Raw genomic sequence first — 17,257 nt, 5'->3', positions numbered from 1 at the left:
ACGCGGCTGACCGGGCCGCAACAGAAATGATCCAAGGACTTCAAGGACGGAAACAATGCAGATGATCATCGACAACACCCAGCTTTCAGCCTGGATCGGAGAGATGCGGGCACTTTGCACGCCCGAGGCCGTTCACATCTGCGATGGCAGCGACGCCGAGTTCGACCGGATCAGCACGCAAATGGTCGATGCCGGCGCGATGACCCGGCTGAACCCGGAAAAGCGCCCCAATTCCTTCCTCTGCTGGTCCGACCCGGCCGATGTCGCCCGGCTGGAACATCGCACCTTCGTCTGCACAACCGATCGCGACGAGGCCGGCCCGACGAATAACTGGGCCGATCCCACCGAAATGCGTGCCCGCCTGAACGGCCTGTTTCAGGGCTGCATGCGCGGGCGGACGATGTATGTCATCCCCTTCTGCATGGGGCCGATCGGTTCCGAACATGCGATGATCGGGGTGCAGATCACCGACTCGCCCTATGTCGTCATCTCGATGAAGCTGATGGCCTATGTCGGCGGGCGGGTGCTGGAACAGCTGGGCAATGGCGATTTCGTGCGCTGCATGCATTCGGTCGGTGCGCCGCTGGAACCGGGTCAGGCAGATGTGGCCTGGCCCTGCAATGCCGAACACAAATACATCGTCAGCTTCCAGGACGACGGCTCGATCGCGTCTTTCGGCTCGGGCTATGGCGGCAATGCGCTGCTGGGCAAGAAATGCCTGTCGCTGCGCACCGCATCCTATCGCGCCCGCGACGAGGGCTGGCTGGCCGAACATATGCTGATCGTCGGCGTCGAAAGCCCCGAGGGCGACACGACCTATGTTGCCGGCGCCTTCCCCTCGGCCTGCGGCAAGACCAATTTCGCGATGATGCGCACCCCCGAGGGGATGGAGGGCTGGACCGTCAAGACCATCGGCGACGACATCGCCTGGATCCGGCCTGGCCGCGACGGCCGGCTATGGGCGGTGAACCCCGAAGCCGGCTTTTTCGGCGTCGCGCCGGGCACCAATGCCAAGACCAATCCCAATATCATGGCCGCGCTGGAACGTGACGTGATCTTCACCAATTGCGCGCTGACCGAGGATGGCGATGTCTGGTGGGAAGGCCTGACCGATCAGCCGCCAGCGCGCCTGACCGACTGGCAGGGCCGCGACTGGACACCCGATTGCGGCCGCCCCGCCGCGCATCCCAACGCGCGCTTCACCGTCTCGCAGGATCGCGCGCCCAGCATGGACCCGGCACGGACCGAGCTGGACGGCGTGCCGATCTCGGCCTTCATCTTTGGCGGGCGGCTGTCCCATACCTATCCGCTGGTCTTTCAGGCCCGCGACTGGACCGAAGGCGTCTATTGGGCCGCGACCCTGGGATCCGAGGCAACCGCCGCCGCCGAGGGCCAGACCGGCACGCGCCGCGATCCCTTCGCCATGCTGCCCTTCTGCGGCTATCACATGGCAGATTACTGGGGACATTGGCTGGGCTTTGGCGACCGGCTTGCCAACCCGCCGGCGATGTTCCGGGTGAACTGGTTCCGCCGCGACGCTGATGGCCGCTTCATGTGGCCGGGCTTCGGCCAGAACATGCGGGCGCTGAAATGGATCGTGCAGCGGGTCAAGGGGCAGGCCGGCGCGAGGGAAAGCGCCATCGGCCATGTCCCCGGCTTCGAGGATCTGGACTGGACCGGGTTGACCTATGACCAACCGCAATTCCAGGCGCTGATGGAACTGGGCCATGACGGGATGACCCGCGAACTGGCCGAACACCGCGCGTTGTTCGACAGCATGGGTCAGCGGCTGCCGGCGGCCCTGGACCGGGTGTATGGCAGCATGACCCGCAGCATCGACGATGATGCCAATGCCAATGCCGGCGCCGCGCCACGCCAGCCCGCGATGAGCTGAGCCTGCGACAGCCGGGGCAGCACCATTTGCCCCGGCCTTCGCGGCGCGCGCGCGCCCCGATAAAGGGCGCGGGCGGCCTGCGTCACCCTGCCGCCTTGCCGGGCCTGCGCGAAAGGCGCAGATTGCGGTTATGTCGCTTGCCCGCTTTGATATCACCGCCGAACAGATCGACCGCGTGGTCCAGGTGTTCTACGCCGCCATTCGGCGGCATGAAGTGCTGGGCCCGGTCTTTGGCCGCCACGTGACCGACTGGCCCAGCCACGAGGCAAAGATCGCGGGTTTCTGGAAAAAAGCGATCCTGTATCAGCCTGGTTATGACGGCAACCCGATGCAGGTCCATATGGCAACGCCCGATGTGCGGCCCGAACATTTCACCATCTGGCTGGCACTGTTTGATGAAACCCTGCGCCGCACCCTGCCCGTCGACAGCGCGGTCACCTGGTCGGCCCTTGCCCATCGCATCGGGCGCGGGCTGCGCATGGGGGTCGAGGATTTGCGGCTGAAGCCCGCGGGCCCGCCCGTCCTGCGTTAGGCCGGATTACAACCGCAGCATCATCCGCGGCAACATCCGCCCCGGCCAGCTGCCCGATGGAACCATCCCCACCCGAACGGCCCCCGCCCGCAGATAGAATCCCTCGGCATGGGGATCGGCATCACATTCCAGTCGTTCGGCACCCGCTTCACGCGCGCGATCAGCCGCCCATCCCAGCACGTCGCGGCCCGCACCGCAGCCAATGGCCTCGGGCGCCACAAACAGCTTTTCCAGCTCGGCGGCGGGACCATGACCAAGGGTCAGTTGAACCACCGCCAGCAGCCGCCCGCCTTGCGCCAACAGGGCAACACGGCTGCGCGCCAGATCATCGGGTTTCAGGGTCAGTTCATCGCGGCAGGCAGCCATGAAATCGGCATCATAACCCCAATGCGCCTTGGATCTCAGGCACAGATCGCCAAGCTCATCCAGATCGGCCAACACGGCATCACGGATCAGACGCGGCGGCGCCACCATGCGCTAGCCCCGGTTCTGCGGTGGGCGTGCGCGATAGACGGGCAGCTTCCAGCCGCATGACAGGCTTCCGGCCCGCATCACAAAGGTCGCCACGCCACAGGCCAGCAGCGCCGCGCCCCGGCCCAGCCCCAGCCAGACCAGCACCACTGCCACCAGCGCCCCACCGAACGCCGCCGTCAGATAAAGCTCGCCCTGTTTCAGGCCAAGCGGCAGCTCATTGCCGACCACATCGCGCATCAGCCCGCCAAACGTGCCGGTGATGACCCCCATGATGACCACGATGATCGGGTTCACCCCCGCCGCCAGCGCCACGCCAACCCCCGCCGGCACCGCAATGGCCAGCGCAAAGGCATCCAACCACAGCAGCACCCGATAGCGGCTTTCCAGCAGATGCGCCGTCCAGAAAACCACAAAGGCGGCAACCGCAGCCAGCACGATCATCGAGGGGCGCGTGACCCAGAAAACCTCGTCCCGGTTCAGGATCAGATCGCGCAGCGTGCCGCCGCCCACCGCCGTCATCGCCGCCATGAAGATGAAACCCACCAGGTCCAGCTGCTGCCGGCTGGCCACCAGCGCCCCCGTCAGCGCGAATACCAGCACGGATGCATAATCCAGCGCCCAGACCAAAGCCGACAGATTGGCGGCAAGGGTCATTTGAACGGCTCCATCCCAGCCCGCGCCAATTCATCGGCGCGTTCGTTCTCGGCGTGGCCGGCATGGCCCTTGATCCATTCCCACCGCACGTCATGGCGCGCCTGAGCCTCGTCCAGCCGACGCCACAAATCTTCGTTCTTCACCGGCTTTTTCGACGCCGTGCGCCAGCCGTTGCGCTTCCACCCGTGAATCCAGCCGGTCACGCCATTTTTCACATAGGCGCTGTCGGTCGTGATGGTGATGGCGGTCGGCCGGGTCAGCGCCTCCAACGCGGAAATCGCGGCCATCAGCTCCATCCGGTTGTTGGTGGTGTCCGGCTCGCCGCCCTTCAGCTCGCGTTCCTTGACGATGCGCTCGCCATCCTGCGCGCGCATCAGCACGCCCCAGCCACCGGGGCCGGGATTGCCGCTGCAAGCCCCGTCAGTCCAAGCATAAAGATCGGTCACGCCCGCGCCACCGCCAGTTTCAGTCCCAGCAAGGCGAACGAGGCCGCAAAGGCGCGCCGGATCCAGCCCATCGCCCGTTCGGATGCAAGGATCGCGTTGCGCCCGCTGGCCGCCAAAACCGCATAAAGCAGGAAGACGGCAAAGGTCATCAGCGTAAAGGCCAGTCCCAGTTCGACCAGCGCGGCGGTTCCGGCACCTTGCGGCAGGAATTGCGGCAGAAAGGCCATGAAGAACATCGGCAGCTTGGGGTTCAACAGGTTCAGCATGATCCCCCGGCCCACCAACCGCGATGCGGGGGCCGGCACGCCGGGCCGCACATCCAGCCCGCCGGTGCCATGCAGAACGCCCCAGGCCATCCACAGCAGATAGGCCACGCCGGCGAACTTGATCACCTGGAACAGCACCGCACTGGTATGCAGCACAGCGGCCAGGCCGGCCATGGCGACCAGCATATGCAGCACCGTGGCAATGGTGCACCCGACCGACGCCCAAAAGCCCGCGCTTATCCCGCCGCCAAGCGTCGATGACAGGGTATAGACCACACCGACCCCCGGCGCGGCACAAACGATGAAAACCGTCAGCAGATAATCCCAGCTCATTCCAGCAACCCCTTATATCCCGGCAGCGCGGCAACCCGCGCCAGCCATCGCCCAATCGCCGGAAAGCGCGCCATGTCGAAGCCGCCGCGCGTCCCCGCGCTATGGGTATAGCCGTAAAGACAGATATCGGCGAGGCTGATGCCGCTGCCCGCCAGCCAGTCATGGCCGGCCAGCCGCCGCTCCATCACCTCCAACACATTGTGGCCTCGTTCCAGCAGATCGGCCAGCCGCTCGGGCGTGGCGCCGTCTGCCCGGTCGGGATAGTTCAGCAAGGCCTGCCGCACGGCGATCACCGGTTCATGGTTATACTGTTCCCAGAACATCCAGCCCAGCATCTGCGCCCGAACCACGGGTGCGTCGGGGATATAATCTGACCCCTCGCCCAGATACCACAGAATCGCATTCGATTCGACCAGCACATCGCCATCATTCAACGCCAGCGCCGGCACCTTGCCATAGGCCAGCACACCATCGGCCTTGGCCTGCGCCAAAGCGGGCGAGCCATATTCGCAATCGACAACCTCGGCCCGGCGACCAGTCAGCGCCAGAAGCAGCCTGATCTTGTAACTGTTCCCCGAGGAAGGCATCGAATAAAGCCGCATGATCACTCCATCAGCCGTGTGAAAATATCCCGGGGGTCCGGGGGCTGGCCCCCGGTCTTGCCTCAGGCGGGCTCGCGCAACACGCGCGGCACCTTGAATTCGACATTTTCCTGTGCCGTCTCGACATAGTCCAGCACCACCTCGAACCGCGCGCGAAAGGCGTCGATCACCTCGTTGACCAGCACCTCGGGCGCGCTGGCCCCGGCGGTCACCCCAACCGCGCGCGCACCCTGAATCGCGCGCCAGTCGATCTGATCGGCGCGCATCACCAGCTGCGAATAGGCGCAGCCTGCGGCCCGGCCGACCTCGACCAGACGCTTGGAATTGCTGGAATTGGGCGCTCCGATCACAAGCAGAGCGTCGATCTTGGGTGCCACCGCCTTGACGGCGGCCTGCCGATTGGTGGTGGCATAGCAGATGTCTTCCTTGGCCGGCCCGACAATCCCCGGAAACCGCGCCTGCAAGGCGGCCACGATGGCGGCCGTGTCATCGACCGACAGGGTGGTCTGGGTGATAAAGGCCAGCCGCGCCGGATCGCGCGGTGCGATCGCGGCCACATCCTCGACCGTCTCGACCAGAATCACCTCACCCGCCGGCAACTGTCCCATCGTGCCCAGCACCTCGGGATGGCCCTCATGACCGATCATCACCATCTGCAAGCCGGCGGCATGGTGGCGTTCAGCCTCGACATGAACCTTGCTGACCAGCGGGCATGTGGCGTCGACAAAAACCATCTCGCGCCGCCGCGCCTCGGCGGGCACGGCTTTGGGCACGCCATGGGCGGAAAAGATCACCGGCCGGTCATCGGGGCATTCGTCCAGTTCCTCGACGAAAACCGCACCCTTTTCGCGCAGGCTGTCCACGACATATTTGTTATGCACAATCTCGTGACGCACAAAGACCGGCGCGCCCCATTTCTGAATCGCCATCTCGACGATCTTGATGGCCCGGTCCACACCGGCACAAAAGCCGCGCGGCGCGGCCAGATACAGAGTCAACGGGGGCTTCGCATGTTCCATGGACAAGGCCCTAGCGCGGCTTGCGGGGAAAATCCAGTGGACCCGAAACCCGGTTCAGGCGTTGCCCCCGCAACCGGAAGGAGAAACCCCGTGAAACATGCCCTGTGCACCGCCGCCGCCCTGCTTGCCGCCAGCACAGCCCTTGCCGACCCCTGGCCGCAAGAGGCCCCGAATACCAGCTACCAACCCGCCTTCCCCGAACAGACCCGCGCCCCGGCGATGCAAAGCGACATCACGCTGAAGGTCGAGCCGGTGATCGAAGGGCTGGAAAACCCCTGGGCCCTGGCCTTTCTGCCCGACGGATCGGCCCTGATCACGGAACGGCCCGGCCGGCTGAGCCTGTGGAAAGACGGCACCGTCACCCCGGTCACCGGCATCCCCGAGGTCTTTGCCGAAGGTCAGGGCGGGCTGCTGGATGTGGCCGTCTCGCCTGATTTCGCCCGCTCGCGCACGATCTTTCTCAGCTATGCCGAACCGCGCGAGGGCGGCAACGGCACGGCGGTCGCGCGGATGCAACTGGCCGAAGACGGTGCCTCGGTTCAGGATGTCGCGGTGCTGTTTAGCCAGCAGCCCACCTATGACGGCGCGTTGCATTTCGGCGGCCGCATCGTGCCCGATCCGAATGGCGGGCTGTTCATCACCCTGGGCGAACGGTCCGACGTGCCGATCCGCGACAGCGCGCAATCGCTGGACAATCACCTGGGCAAGCTGATCCGCATCAGCCGCCTGCCGGGCACCCCGCTGGAAAACCCATTGGCCGGGCAGGATGGCGCCCTGCCCGAAATCTATGCGCTTGGCCTGCGCAACGTTCAGGCCGCCACGCTGGATGCCGACGGGCAGCTTTGGACGGTCGAGCACGGGCCGCGCGGCGGGGATGAGCTGAACCGCATCGAGCCTGGCAAGAACTATGGCTGGCCGGTGATTTCCTATGGCATCAACTATAATGGCACCCCGGTGAACGAGGGCATCACCAGCCGCGACGGCATGGAACAGCCGGTCTATTACTGGGATCCGGTCATCGCGCCCTCGGGGGCGCTGTTCTATGACGGACCGCTGTTTGCCGACTGGCAGGGCGATCTGCTGATCGGCGCGATGAACCCGCCGGGGCTGGTGCGCCTGACCCTGACAGATGGAAAGGTCACGGGCGAAGAGCGGCTCGATCCCGGCATCGGGCGCATTCGCGACGTGCAGCAGGCCGAGGACGGCTCGATCTGGGTGGTCACGGATGAGGGCGATGGCGGCCTGTATCGGCTGACGCCCGAAGGCTAGGACGGCACGGCGGCCGCGGCGGCGGCGGCGGTTTCCATCACCGCCGCCACGATCGCCTCGGGCGCGTCCTCTTGCATCAGATGGCCGCAACCGGGCACCTCGATCAGCGCCCGGTCCGAGATCAGCCCGGCCAGACGCCGGCCCTGATCAAGCGGCAACCAGGCGTCCTGCTGCCCCCACATCACCTGAACGGGAAAATCGGGCACCCGCAGCAACGGTTCGATCTCGTCCGTCCAGCACCTGTCCATCTGCGCGATCTGGCGATAGAACGCCGCCTGCCCCGGATCGCCCAGCCATGGCGCCATATAGGTGGCCAGTGCTTCGTCACCCAGTCCATTATGGGCAGCACCTTGCAGATAGGCGGCCAGCAGCGCGCGATGGGCATAGTCAGGCAGACCGGCAAAGGCCGGTTCATGGTCGCGGACATGGCGGACAAAGGGCGATCCCCAGGGCGCCAGCGCCACGGCGTCAAAGATGGTCAGCGAGGCAAAGCCCAGCCCGTCCAGCAGATGCGCGCGCAACGCCGTCGCCCCGCCGAAATCATGGGCAAGGACATGCGCCCGATCCAGCGCCCAATGCCGCCACAGCGCGGCCATCACCCGGTTCTGCACCCCAAGCGAGACATCCCCCACCCCCCGGTCCGAGGCGCCATATCCCAGCAGGTCGAAATAATGCACCCGAAAGCGCCGCGCCAGCCAGGGCGCGATGCGCCGCCAGACCTGCGCCGAAAACGGCGTGCCATGAACCAGAACCAGTGGCGGCCCCTCGCCCATCACGCCCCAGGCAACAGCGCGCCGCTGAAAGGAAAAGCTGTGGTCCAATATCAGCGTCATGATTTGCCTATATTGCGATTTAGCAATTTAGCTATATTATAGGCGATATGACGGATCGAACAACCCAATTCCGCGCCTTTTCCAGCGAAGCCCGGCTGACGATCCTGGGGTGGCTGGCCGATCCCCGGTCACGCTTTGGCGGTCAGGAATCGGCCGATCCGGTGGAAACCGGCGTCTGTATCAGCCTGATCGCGCAGGCCATGGGCGTGGCCCAGCCCACGGCCAGCCGTCATGTCGACATGCTGCGCCAGGCGGGTTTTGTCAGCCTGACACGGTCGCGTGGCTGGACCTATGCAAAACGGGACGAGGCCGTCATCGCCGATTTCATGACCTGGCTGGCGCAGCGGGTCGGCCCGCAGCGCCCCGGCCCGACGGCGGAAATCAGATCTGAGTCACCTCGCGAGGCGGACGGCCGATCACCTCGCGCAGGTCGTCAAGTTCGATGAAGTTATCGGCCTGGCGGCGCAGGTCATCGGCGATCATCGGCGGGTGGCTGCGCATCGTGGAAACCACGGTTACCCGCACGCCCATGCGCTGCAAGGCCTCGACCAGCGGGCGAAAATCGCCGTCGCCCGAAAACAGCACGATATGATCCAGCCGCGGCGCAAGCTCCATCGCGTCGACGGTCAGCTCGATATCCATGTTGCCCTTGATCTTCCGACGGCCAAGCGTGTCGGTATATTCCTTGGCAGGCTTCGTCACCAAGGCATAGCCATTATAGTTCAGCCAGTCGATCAATGGCCGAATGGGCGAATATTCCTCGCCCTCAAGCAGCGCCGTATAATAATAGGCGCGCACCAGCTTGCCCCGCCGCTGGAATTCCTGCCTGAGCAGTTTGTAGTCGATATCGAATTCCAGCGACCGGGCCGCTGCATGCAGATTGGCGCCGTCAATGAACAGGGCCAACCTGTCATCCTTGTAAAACATCTGTCATTGCCTTCCGAAATGAAGCCATTCAATTCAGTCCCGATCGGGGCGTGAGGGCACCCTGAACGGGAAATGAGATCAACCGGGGCGGAAGGTGAACGAGATGAAACAGATGATCGACTACCTTGTTGCACTTGGCGGCAACTTGCCCTCAGCCCTTGGCGACCCGACAGCAACGCTGCGGGCCGCGGTGACAATCTTGCACTCTGATCAGGATATTACAATCACCGGGTTAAGTGGTTTTTACACGACGCCAGCCTTTCCGCCGGGTTCGGGGCCGGATTTCATCAACGCGGCCGCCATCGCGCGATCGGCGCTGCCGCCCGCCGAGATGCTGGCGCGGCTGCACGGGATCGAGGCCCAGCTGGGGCGCCGGCGCAAGGGTGCGCGCTGGCAGGCGCGACCGGTCGATCTGGACCTGATCGCGGCGGGCGATCTGGTCCTGCCCGATGCGGCCATCCAGGACCAGTGGCGCGACCTGCCGCCCGACCGTCAGGCGGTGGCCGCACCCGACACTCTGATCCTGCCCCATCCGCGCATGCAGGACCGCGACTTCGTCCTGCGCCCCCTGGCCGAGATCGCACCCGGCTGGCGGCACCCGCGGATCGGGCAAAGCGTCACCGAAATGCTGGCGAAACTGGGCATTGGCGCTTGACATTCGGCCCATCCACCACCAGTTATCCGGTTTCGCAGTGAACGTCCGATTCGCAAAGCAAAGGGGTGTCATATGGCCCGCGTGACCGTCGAAGATTGTGTCGACAAGGTTCCCAACCGTTTCGATCTGGTGATGCTGGCCAGCCATCGCGCGCGCGAGATCGCCTCGGGCAGCGCGCCCACCATCGACCGCGACAATGACAAGAACCCCGTCGTTGCCCTGCGCGAGATCGCCGATGAAACCCAGCCCGTCGACGAGCTGCGCGAACGAATGATCGAATCGACCCAGACCCAGATCGAGGTCGACGAGCCCGAAGAGGACGCGATGGCCCTGCTGCTGGGTGCCGAGGTCGACCGCCCGCGCCCCGTCGACGAGGAAAGCGAAGAGCGCATGCTGCGTATGATGCTGGAAGCCAACGAGCGCGGCTGACGGCAGGAAAAGCGGGGTCTTCGGCAATCTATGATCGACGTCGAAGACCTTATTGCGCTGGTCAAGAATTATAACCCGCGCAGCAATTCCGATCTGATCCGCGACGCCTATGAATATGGCATGCGGATGCATGAGGGCCAGTTCCGCCATTCCGGCGAGTCCTATTTCACCCATCCCGTCGCCGTCGCCGCCATCCTGACCGAGATGCGGCTGGACGATGCCACGATCATCACCGCATTGCTGCATGACACGATCGAGGATACCCGCTCGACCTGGGGTGATATTTCGCGACTGTTCGGCAAGGAAATCGCCGATCTCGTCGATGGCGTCACCAAGCTGACCAACCTGCAACTGTCCGGTGCGCAGTCCAAGCAGGCAGAGAATTTTCGCAAGCTTTTCATGGCCATGTCGCGCGATCTTCGCGTGATACTTGTCAAGCTTGCGGACCGTCTGCACAATATGCGCACGATCAAGTCCATGCGCCCGGAAAAGCAGGTTCAGAAGGCGCGCGAGACGATGGACATCTTCGCCCCGCTGGCCGGCCGCATGGGCATGCAATGGATGCGCGAGGAACTTGAGGATCTGGCCTTCAAGGTCATCAATCCCGAGGCCCGCAATTCCATCATCCGCCGCTTTCTCAGCCTGCAAAAGGAAACCGGCGATGTGATCAGCCAGATCACCGCCGATATCCGCACCGAGTTGGAAAAACAGGAGATCGAGGCCGATGTCTTTGGCCGCGCCAAGCGGCCGTTTTCGATCTGGCGCAAGATGCAGGAAAAGCAGCTGGCCTTTTCGCGGCTGTCCGACATTTACGGCTTTCGCATCATCACCCAGACCGAGATGGACTGTTATCGCGCGCTTGGGGTGATCCATCACCGCTGGCGGGCAGTGCCGGGGCGGTTCAAGGATTACATCAGCCAGCCGAAATCGAACGGCTATCGGTCGATCCACACCACCGTTTCAGGCCGCGACGGCAAGCGGGTCGAGGTGCAGATCCGCACCCGCCAGATGCACGAGGTGGCCGAGGCCGGCGTTGCCGCGCATTGGGCCTATCGCGACGGGGTGCCGACAAAGAACCCGTTTGCGGTCGATCCCGCGCATTGGATCGAAAGCCTGACTGACCGCTTTGGCGAGGAAGACCACGACGAGTTTCTTGAGCATGTGAAGCTTGAGATGTATCAGGATCAGGTCTTTTGCTTCACCCCCAAGGGCGATGTCATCCAGCTGCCGCGCGGGGCGACGCCGATTGATTTTGCCTATGCAATTCATACACGTCTGGGAAATTCCTGCGTCGGCGCCAAGGTTGACGGCATTCGTGTTCCGCTGTGGACGCGGCTGAAGAACGGCCAGTCGGTCGAGATCATCTCGGCCTCGGGGCAGCGTCCGCAGGCGACCTGGCTGGATATCGTGGTGACTGGCCGGGCCAAGGCCGCGATCCGCAAATCGCTGCGCGAGGAAGATCGCGACCGCTTTGTCCGTCTGGGGCGTGAACTGGCGCGTGTGGCCTTTGAACATGTCGGGCGGCGGGTCACCGACAAGGCGCTGCGCACGGCCGCCAAGCAGATGAGCCTGAACGGGGCCGAGGAATTGCTGGCCCGGATCGGCAGCGCCGAGGTGTCCGCCCATGATGTTCTGGCCGCGCTTTATCCCGAACTGGCCGACAAGCACGAAGACATCGACCCCAACCGCCCCATCGCCGGGCTGGAGGCCGACACATCCTTTACCCGCGCCCCCTGCTGCAACCCGCTGCCGGGCGAGCGGATCGTGGGCATCACCTATCGCGGCAAGGGTGTGGTGATCCATGCCATCGACTGCCCCGTCCTGGCCGAGTTCGAGGACAGCCCGCAGCGTTGGGTGGACCTGCATTGGCATGAGGGGCGGCATCCGGCGGCCTATTCGACGGTGCTGTCGCTGACCATCCGCCATGATGCCGGTGTGCTGGGGCGGATTTGCACCTTGATCGGGGTGCAGGGCGCGAATATCTCGGATCTGGAATTCATCGACCGGAAACCGGATTTTTACAGATTGCGGGTAAATGTCGAATTGCGTGACCGGGAACATCTGCACAACCTGCTGACGGCGCTGGAAGCTGAAAGTGACGTGGCGCAGGTTCAGCGGGTGCGCGATCCGGTTCTGAAACCCTAGGCGCGGCAGGCGCGTTGCCTGACCACCTGCCCCGCCAGTTACGACCCCGCAGTTACGACCAGTGAGCCTGTCTTGTTCAAACGCCGCAAACCGCGCAGCTATGGCCAGATCGCCAGCGACATGATCTATCCGCGCGGCGGCTGGCGCCGGGCAAGTACCTATGTCCTGTACCGGCTGCGCCGCCTTCCCGATCAGCCGCACCGCATCGCCCGCGGGGTGGCGGCCGGGATCGGTGTCTCGTTCACGCCGCTGTTCGGGTTCCACTTCGTCTCGGCCGGCGCGATGGCCTGGCTGATCGGCGGCAATGTGCTGGCGGCGCTGCTGGCGACCTTTGCGATCAATCCGGTGACGGTGCCTTTCGTCGCCGTCCTGGCGCTGACCACGGGGCGGCTGATCCTGGGCCAGCATGGCGATCTGGGGCCGCAGATGATTTTTGGCGAATTTGCCCGCGCCAGTGAAGAGTTGTGGAACAACCTGCTTGCCCCCTTTGGCCCGCGCGAGGCGCGTTGGGGGCATCTGGCGGACTTCTTCGATCAGATTTTCCTGCCCTACATGATCGGAGGCGTCATCTGGGGCACGATCTTCGGCGTCATCTGCCATTATCTGACGGTGCCGCTGATCCGCGCCTATCACAAGCGCCGCAGCAAGAAGATGGAAGAACGGATCGCCCGTCTGCGCGAGATACAGGCGCAGCAAGGGGGCGCTGCCCCCCATCCCCTTTCAGGGGATTCCCCCCGAGATATTTGATCACGGCTGATCGGGTCAGTAGCCCTTCTGGCGGTCGACCAGATGCAAGGCGGGCTGGCCCGTCATGACACGGCGCAGGTTCTGGGCGACCAGCGTTGCTGCGGTTTCGGGCCGGGTCTCGGCCGCGATATGGGGGGTGACCGTGATGCCGGGATGCGACCAGAACGGGTGATCGGATGGCAGGGGCTCGGTGCGGAAGACATCCAGCACCGCATGGGCTATATGGCCGCTGTCCAGTGCCGCGATCAGCGCCTGATCGTCGATCAGCGTGCCTCGACCGGGATTGATGATCCAGGCACGCTCAGGCAGCAGAGCCAGGTTTTCAGCGTTCATCAGATTGCGCGTGCCATCGGTGTCGGGCAGCAGCGAGATCAGGATTTCGGCACGGGCAAGCGCCTGTGGCAGCGCGTTGCCCGACAGGATGGGGATGCCGTCGGGGCCGCGGCCCGAGGGGCTGTAGCCGGCGACGTCAAAGCCGATCCCAGCCAGCATCTGCGTGACCGCGCTGCCCAGCACGCCCATGCCAAGGACGGTAATGCGCCGATCGCGGGCCAAGGGCGGCGTATCGCCGTTGCGCCAGATACCGTCCTGAGCATAGCGGTCCATGCCCAGATGCGCGCGCATCGCCCAGCCCGTGCAGAACTCGGCCATGCCTTCGGACAGGCCCGGATCGACCATCCGCGCCAGCGGTTGCGTCAGCGTCTGGTTGATCACGATACGCTCGACCCCGGCCCACAGGCTTTGGACCAGCCGCGCATTGCGATAGGGCGACAGATCCTCGATCTCGCCGCCCGGCGCATAGATGATCGCGTCAAAGCTGGCCGGATCGCCGCTGCGGGTCAGTTCGGCCTCGGGGCAGGCCCTGGCGATGGCCTGCGACCAGTGTGACCACAAGGTATCGGGGGCGGCAAACAGCACTTTCATCGGGTCACCTTGGGCGGTGGACATGGGCCGACTGCACCATGCCGAAGGCCATCAGAAGGATCATCATCGCCGTGCCGCCGTAACTGACCAGCGGCAAAGGCACGCCGACCACCGGCATCAGCCCCATCACCATGCCCATATTGACGGCGAAATACAGAAAGAACGCCCCAGCCACCCCGATTGTCAGCAGGCTGGCAAATCGGTCCCGGTTGGTCAGCGCCGAATACAGGCAGAAGCCGATGATCAGCGCGTAAAGCACCAGCAGCGAAAAGGCGCCGACAAAGCCGAATTCCTCGGCCAGGACGGTAAAGATGAAATCGGTGTGTTTTTCGGGCAGGAAGTTCAGCCGCGACTGCGTGCCCTGCATATAGCCGCGCCCCGACCAGCCGCCCGAGCCAAGCGCGATCTGCGCCTGCGTGATGTTATAGCCGGCCCCCAGAGGATCGGTGGTGGGATCAAGAAACGTGTCGATGCGGCGATACTGATAGTCCTTCAGCAGCTGCCATTCGGTGCCCCGGCTTTCCAGCACCGCAAAGACCAACCCGCCCACGACCGCGATGACAGCGGCAAAATACCACAGCGAGACGCCCGCTGCGAACATAACGATCCCGCCACCGGCGACCAGCATGATCGCGGTTCCCAGGTCGGGCTGGGTCAGCACCAGGAAGGTGGGCAACAGGATCAGCACCGCTGGCACGACAACCCATTGAATGCGAGAGGTTTTTTCGATGTCGAGCCAGTCGTAATAAGCCGCCAGGATCAGAACCAGCGCGAATTTCATCAACTCGGACGGTTGCAGGCGGATCGGCCCGATCTCGATCCAGCGCTGCGCGCCCATGCCGATATCGCCAAAGAACTCGACCGCGACCAGCAGCAGCAGGCAGATAACATAGGAAAAGACCGAAATGCCGCGCCAGAACCAGATCGGCACGAAGGCCAGGGCGATCATCGCGACCATGCCGACGGCGAACCGCTCCATCTGTGGGCGGGCCCATTCATCTGGGTCGCCGCCGGCCACGGAATACAGCATCAGAAAACCGGCCGAGGCCACGGCCGCCAGCAGAAAGACCAGCGGCCAGTTCAGATACAGGATCTTGCGGATGCCTGTGGGGGTCTGTGCGACCTTGTAATCCAGATAAGACATCGCCCGCCCTATGCCCGAGAGCTGCCCGGCGACGGCTTGGCATCGGGGCGATACAGCGTCATTGCGTCATGCCGGGCCTGCATCGCGGCGCGTTCACCGTCGGGGATGGCCGATAGCGGCGGCAACCCGCCTGCCAATGCGAACAGCAGGATGTCGCGGGCGATGGGCGCCGCCACGGCAGAGCCGCCGCCGCCATGTTCCACCACCAATGACACCGCATAACGCGGCTTCTCATAGGGGGCATAGCAGACGAACAGCGCGTGATCGCGCCGGTTCCAGGGCAATTGATCGTTGCGCATGACGCCTCGGGCGCGTTCGGCGGCGGTGATGTTGCGCACCTGGCTGGTGCCGGTCTTGCCGGCCATGTGCCATTCCGGCGTGATGATCCGCGAGCGCATGGCAGTGCCGCGATTGCTGTTCATCACTGCCTCCATCCCGCGCCGGGCCAGCGCCAGATGCGCCTCGGCCAGGCCCAGATCCTCGGCCTCGGCGATGGGTTGGGGAACGCCGTCGATGGCGCGGATCAGACGCGGCTTAACGTTGCGGCCGGTGGCCACCCGCGCGGTCATCACCGCCAGCTGCAAGGGCGAGGCCAGCACATAGCCCTGCCCGATCGACGAGTTCAGGCTGTCGCCGACGCGCCATTCCTGATCATAGCGCGCACGTTTCCACGCGCGATCGGGCGCGATGCCTTCGGCCACCGCCGACATCGGCAGATCGTGGCGCACGCCGATGCCCAGCTTGCGGGCCATCGCGGCGATGCGGTCGATGCCGACGCGCTGTGCCAGTTCGTAATAGAAAACGTCGCAGCTTTGTTCCAGGCTGGCCACCACGCCCACATGGCCATGCCCGCCACGACGCCAGCAGTGGAACTTGCGCGTGCCAAGTTCCAAAAAACCGGAGCAGTAATAGCCGGAACTGCCGTTGATGACGCCCGCATCCAGCCCCGCCAGAAGCGTGACCATCTTGAAGGTCGAGCCGGGCGGATAGACGCCCTGCACCGTCTTGTCGGCCAACGGCCGGTGATCATGTTCCATCAGCGCCCGATATTCGGGACCAGAGATGCCGCGCACGAATTTGTTGGGGTCGAAAACCGGCGAGGATGAGATCGCAAGGATATCGCCGGTCTGCACGTCCATGACCACGGCGGCGGCGCTTTCCTCGCCAAGGCGTTGGGCGGCATAGTTCTGCAATTGCGCGTCGATGGTCAGCTGCACCGTGGCGCCCTGCTGCCCCTCTTGCCGGCCCAGTTCGCGCATCTCGCGGCCGGCGCTGTTGACCTCGACCCGGCGACTGCCTGCCTTGCCACGCAGAACATCTTCCATCTTGGTTTCGATGCCGACCTTGCCCAGCTGAAATTCGGGCAGCATCAGCACCGGATCAGGGTTTTCGATCTTGGACAGGTCATAGTCGGAAACCGGGCCGACATAGCCCATCACATGCGACAGATCGCCGGCGCGGGGATAGATGCGTGACAGCCCCGCCTCGGGCGTGACGCCGGGCAGCGAGGGCGCATTGACGGCGATGGACGAAAACTGTTCCCAGCTGAGCCGGTCTGCCAGGACGATGGGGGTGATGGCGCTGCGCTTGCCGAACTCGGTCAGCAATTCCTCGATCCGCTCGGGCGTCATCGGGATCAGCCGCGACAGGCGGCGCAGCACGGTCGCCACGTCGCCGCCCGCATCTTCGCGGGTCAGTGTAACGCGGTAATTCTGTTCGTTGCCCGCCACGATCAGCCCGTTACGGTCGTGGATCAGCCCGCGCGCCGGCGGGATCAGCCGGATTTTGATCGAGTTGCCATCGCTGAGCAGCCGGTATTCATCGGCATGGTCCAGCTGCATGCTGCGCAGCCGCAGCCCCAGCGTGGCGACAACGGCCAGCTGGATGCCACCCAGCATCAGCCCGCGCCGGCCGATCAGCTTGTAGCTTTCCAGAATTTCCGCAGGTGATTTGCGCATTCGGTC

Annotated in this window: 19 protein-coding genes; 8 read left to right on the top strand and 11 right to left on the bottom strand. The window is 64.4% G+C overall.

From position 1 onward, the window contains the following. Positions 1-55 precede the first annotated feature (55 nt). On the top strand, positions 56-1,894 hold the full coding sequence (locus tag FNJ84_RS10895; RefSeq protein WP_143793160.1) for a phosphoenolpyruvate carboxykinase (GTP): 1,839 nt from the start codon (positions 56-58) through the stop codon (positions 1,892-1,894). Between the two features lie 130 nt (positions 1,895-2,024). After that, complete coding sequence (locus tag FNJ84_RS10890; protein ID WP_143793159.1) at positions 2,025-2,426, top strand: group III truncated hemoglobin; 402 nt, start codon at positions 2,025-2,027, stop codon at positions 2,424-2,426. Between the two features lie 6 nt (positions 2,427-2,432). On the opposite strand, the gene FNJ84_RS10885 is transcribed toward FNJ84_RS10890, so the two are convergent. The 6 genes from FNJ84_RS10885 to ispH all read right to left on the bottom strand — a co-directional run bounded on the left by FNJ84_RS10885 (position 2,433) and on the right by ispH (position 6,220). Then, complete coding sequence (locus FNJ84_RS10885; RefSeq protein WP_143793158.1) at positions 2,433-2,900, bottom strand: GNAT family N-acetyltransferase; 468 nt, start codon at positions 2,898-2,900, stop codon at positions 2,433-2,435. A gap of 3 nt (positions 2,901-2,903) precedes the next feature. Beyond that, a complete protein-coding gene (locus FNJ84_RS10880) occupies positions 2,904-3,554 on the bottom strand; it encodes a trimeric intracellular cation channel family protein (protein WP_143793157.1) in 651 nt (216 codons plus the stop codon). Further along, positions 3,551-4,000, bottom strand: coding sequence for a ribonuclease HI (gene rnhA / locus FNJ84_RS10875; protein WP_143793156.1), 450 nt, complete (start codon positions 3,998-4,000; stop codon positions 3,551-3,553). Before rnhA ends, FNJ84_RS10880 begins: the two co-directional genes overlap by 4 nt. Beyond that, positions 3,997-4,599 carry a LysE family translocator gene (locus tag FNJ84_RS10870; protein ID WP_143793155.1) on the bottom strand — a complete coding sequence of 201 codons (603 nt, stop codon included), beginning with the start codon at positions 4,597-4,599 and terminating at the stop codon, positions 3,997-3,999. The genes rnhA and FNJ84_RS10870 overlap by 4 nt, the downstream gene beginning before the upstream one ends. Continuing rightward, positions 4,596-5,201 (bottom strand): glutathione S-transferase family protein, encoded by a 606-nt coding sequence (locus tag FNJ84_RS10865; protein WP_143793154.1) that lies wholly within the window; start codon positions 5,199-5,201, stop codon positions 4,596-4,598. The genes FNJ84_RS10870 and FNJ84_RS10865 overlap by 4 nt, the downstream gene beginning before the upstream one ends. A gap of 62 nt (positions 5,202-5,263) precedes the next feature. Continuing rightward, a complete protein-coding gene (gene ispH / locus FNJ84_RS10860; protein WP_143793153.1) occupies positions 5,264-6,220 on the bottom strand; it encodes a 4-hydroxy-3-methylbut-2-enyl diphosphate reductase in 957 nt (318 codons plus the stop codon). Positions 6,221-6,310: 90 nt separating this feature from the next. On the opposite strand from ispH, the gene FNJ84_RS10855 reads away from it, so the two are divergent. Then, positions 6,311-7,489 (top strand): PQQ-dependent sugar dehydrogenase, encoded by a 1,179-nt coding sequence (locus FNJ84_RS10855; protein ID WP_255471169.1) that lies wholly within the window; start codon positions 6,311-6,313, stop codon positions 7,487-7,489. Here FNJ84_RS10855 and FNJ84_RS10850 read toward each other — a convergent pair. Then, positions 7,486-8,322, bottom strand: a complete 837-nt coding sequence (locus tag FNJ84_RS10850; protein ID WP_143793151.1) for an alpha/beta fold hydrolase — start codon at positions 8,320-8,322, stop codon at positions 7,486-7,488. The two genes, FNJ84_RS10855 and FNJ84_RS10850, sit on opposite strands and share 4 nt — an antisense overlap. A 47-nt stretch (positions 8,323-8,369) precedes the next feature. Between FNJ84_RS10850 and FNJ84_RS10845 the strand changes: the two genes are divergently transcribed. Then, a complete protein-coding gene (locus tag FNJ84_RS10845) occupies positions 8,370-8,768 on the top strand; it encodes a helix-turn-helix transcriptional regulator (RefSeq protein WP_143793150.1) in 399 nt (132 codons plus the stop codon). On the opposite strand, the gene FNJ84_RS10840 is transcribed toward FNJ84_RS10845, so the two are convergent. Next, positions 8,704-9,249: an NYN domain-containing protein gene (locus FNJ84_RS10840; RefSeq protein ID WP_143793149.1), complete on the bottom strand. Its 546-nt coding sequence runs from the start codon at positions 9,247-9,249 to the stop codon at positions 8,704-8,706. The two genes, FNJ84_RS10845 and FNJ84_RS10840, sit on opposite strands and share 65 nt — an antisense overlap. 103 nt (positions 9,250-9,352) lie before the next feature. Here FNJ84_RS10840 and folK point away from each other — a divergent pair, with 103 nt between their 5' ends. The 4 genes from folK (at position 9,353) to FNJ84_RS10820 (ending at position 13,225) form a co-directional block, all read left to right on the top strand. Continuing rightward, complete coding sequence (gene folK, locus FNJ84_RS10835) at positions 9,353-9,904, top strand: 2-amino-4-hydroxy-6-hydroxymethyldihydropteridine diphosphokinase (protein ID WP_255471168.1); 552 nt, start codon at positions 9,353-9,355, stop codon at positions 9,902-9,904. Positions 9,905-9,976: 72 nt separating this feature from the next. Then, positions 9,977-10,333, top strand: a complete 357-nt coding sequence (rpoZ, locus tag FNJ84_RS10830; RefSeq protein ID WP_143793148.1) for a DNA-directed RNA polymerase subunit omega — start codon at positions 9,977-9,979, stop codon at positions 10,331-10,333. A gap of 30 nt (positions 10,334-10,363) precedes the next feature. Continuing rightward, positions 10,364-12,478 carry a bifunctional (p)ppGpp synthetase/guanosine-3',5'-bis(diphosphate) 3'-pyrophosphohydrolase gene (locus FNJ84_RS10825; RefSeq protein ID WP_143793147.1) on the top strand — a complete coding sequence of 705 codons (2,115 nt, stop codon included), beginning with the start codon at positions 10,364-10,366 and terminating at the stop codon, positions 12,476-12,478. A gap of 72 nt (positions 12,479-12,550) precedes the next feature. After that, positions 12,551-13,225: a DUF2062 domain-containing protein gene (locus tag FNJ84_RS10820; protein WP_143793146.1), complete on the top strand. Its 675-nt coding sequence runs from the start codon at positions 12,551-12,553 to the stop codon at positions 13,223-13,225. Between the two features lie 15 nt (positions 13,226-13,240). Here FNJ84_RS10820 and FNJ84_RS10815 read toward each other — a convergent pair whose 3' ends face one another. The 3 genes from FNJ84_RS10815 to mrdA are packed head-to-tail and all read right to left on the bottom strand — an operon-like array spanning position 13,241 to position 17,251. Beyond that, entirely contained in the window at positions 13,241-14,149 is a 909-nt protein-coding gene (locus FNJ84_RS10815; RefSeq protein WP_143793145.1) for a glyoxylate/hydroxypyruvate reductase A, read from the bottom strand. A 4-nt stretch (positions 14,150-14,153) separates the two neighbouring features. Continuing rightward, entirely contained in the window at positions 14,154-15,293 is a 1,140-nt protein-coding gene (gene rodA / locus FNJ84_RS10810) for a rod shape-determining protein RodA (protein WP_143793144.1), read from the bottom strand. An 8-nt stretch (positions 15,294-15,301) separates the two neighbouring features. Further along, complete coding sequence (mrdA, locus tag FNJ84_RS10805; RefSeq protein ID WP_143793143.1) at positions 15,302-17,251, bottom strand: penicillin-binding protein 2; 1,950 nt, start codon at positions 17,249-17,251, stop codon at positions 15,302-15,304. Positions 17,252-17,257: the final 6 nt, after the last annotated feature.

Source organism: Paracoccus sp. M683 (assembly GCF_007096355.1).
GTDB lineage: Bacteria > Pseudomonadota > Alphaproteobacteria > Rhodobacterales > Rhodobacteraceae > Paracoccus.
The sequence above is the reverse complement of the archived record's forward strand: the minus strand, read 5'-3'. Positions and strand labels throughout refer to the sequence as shown.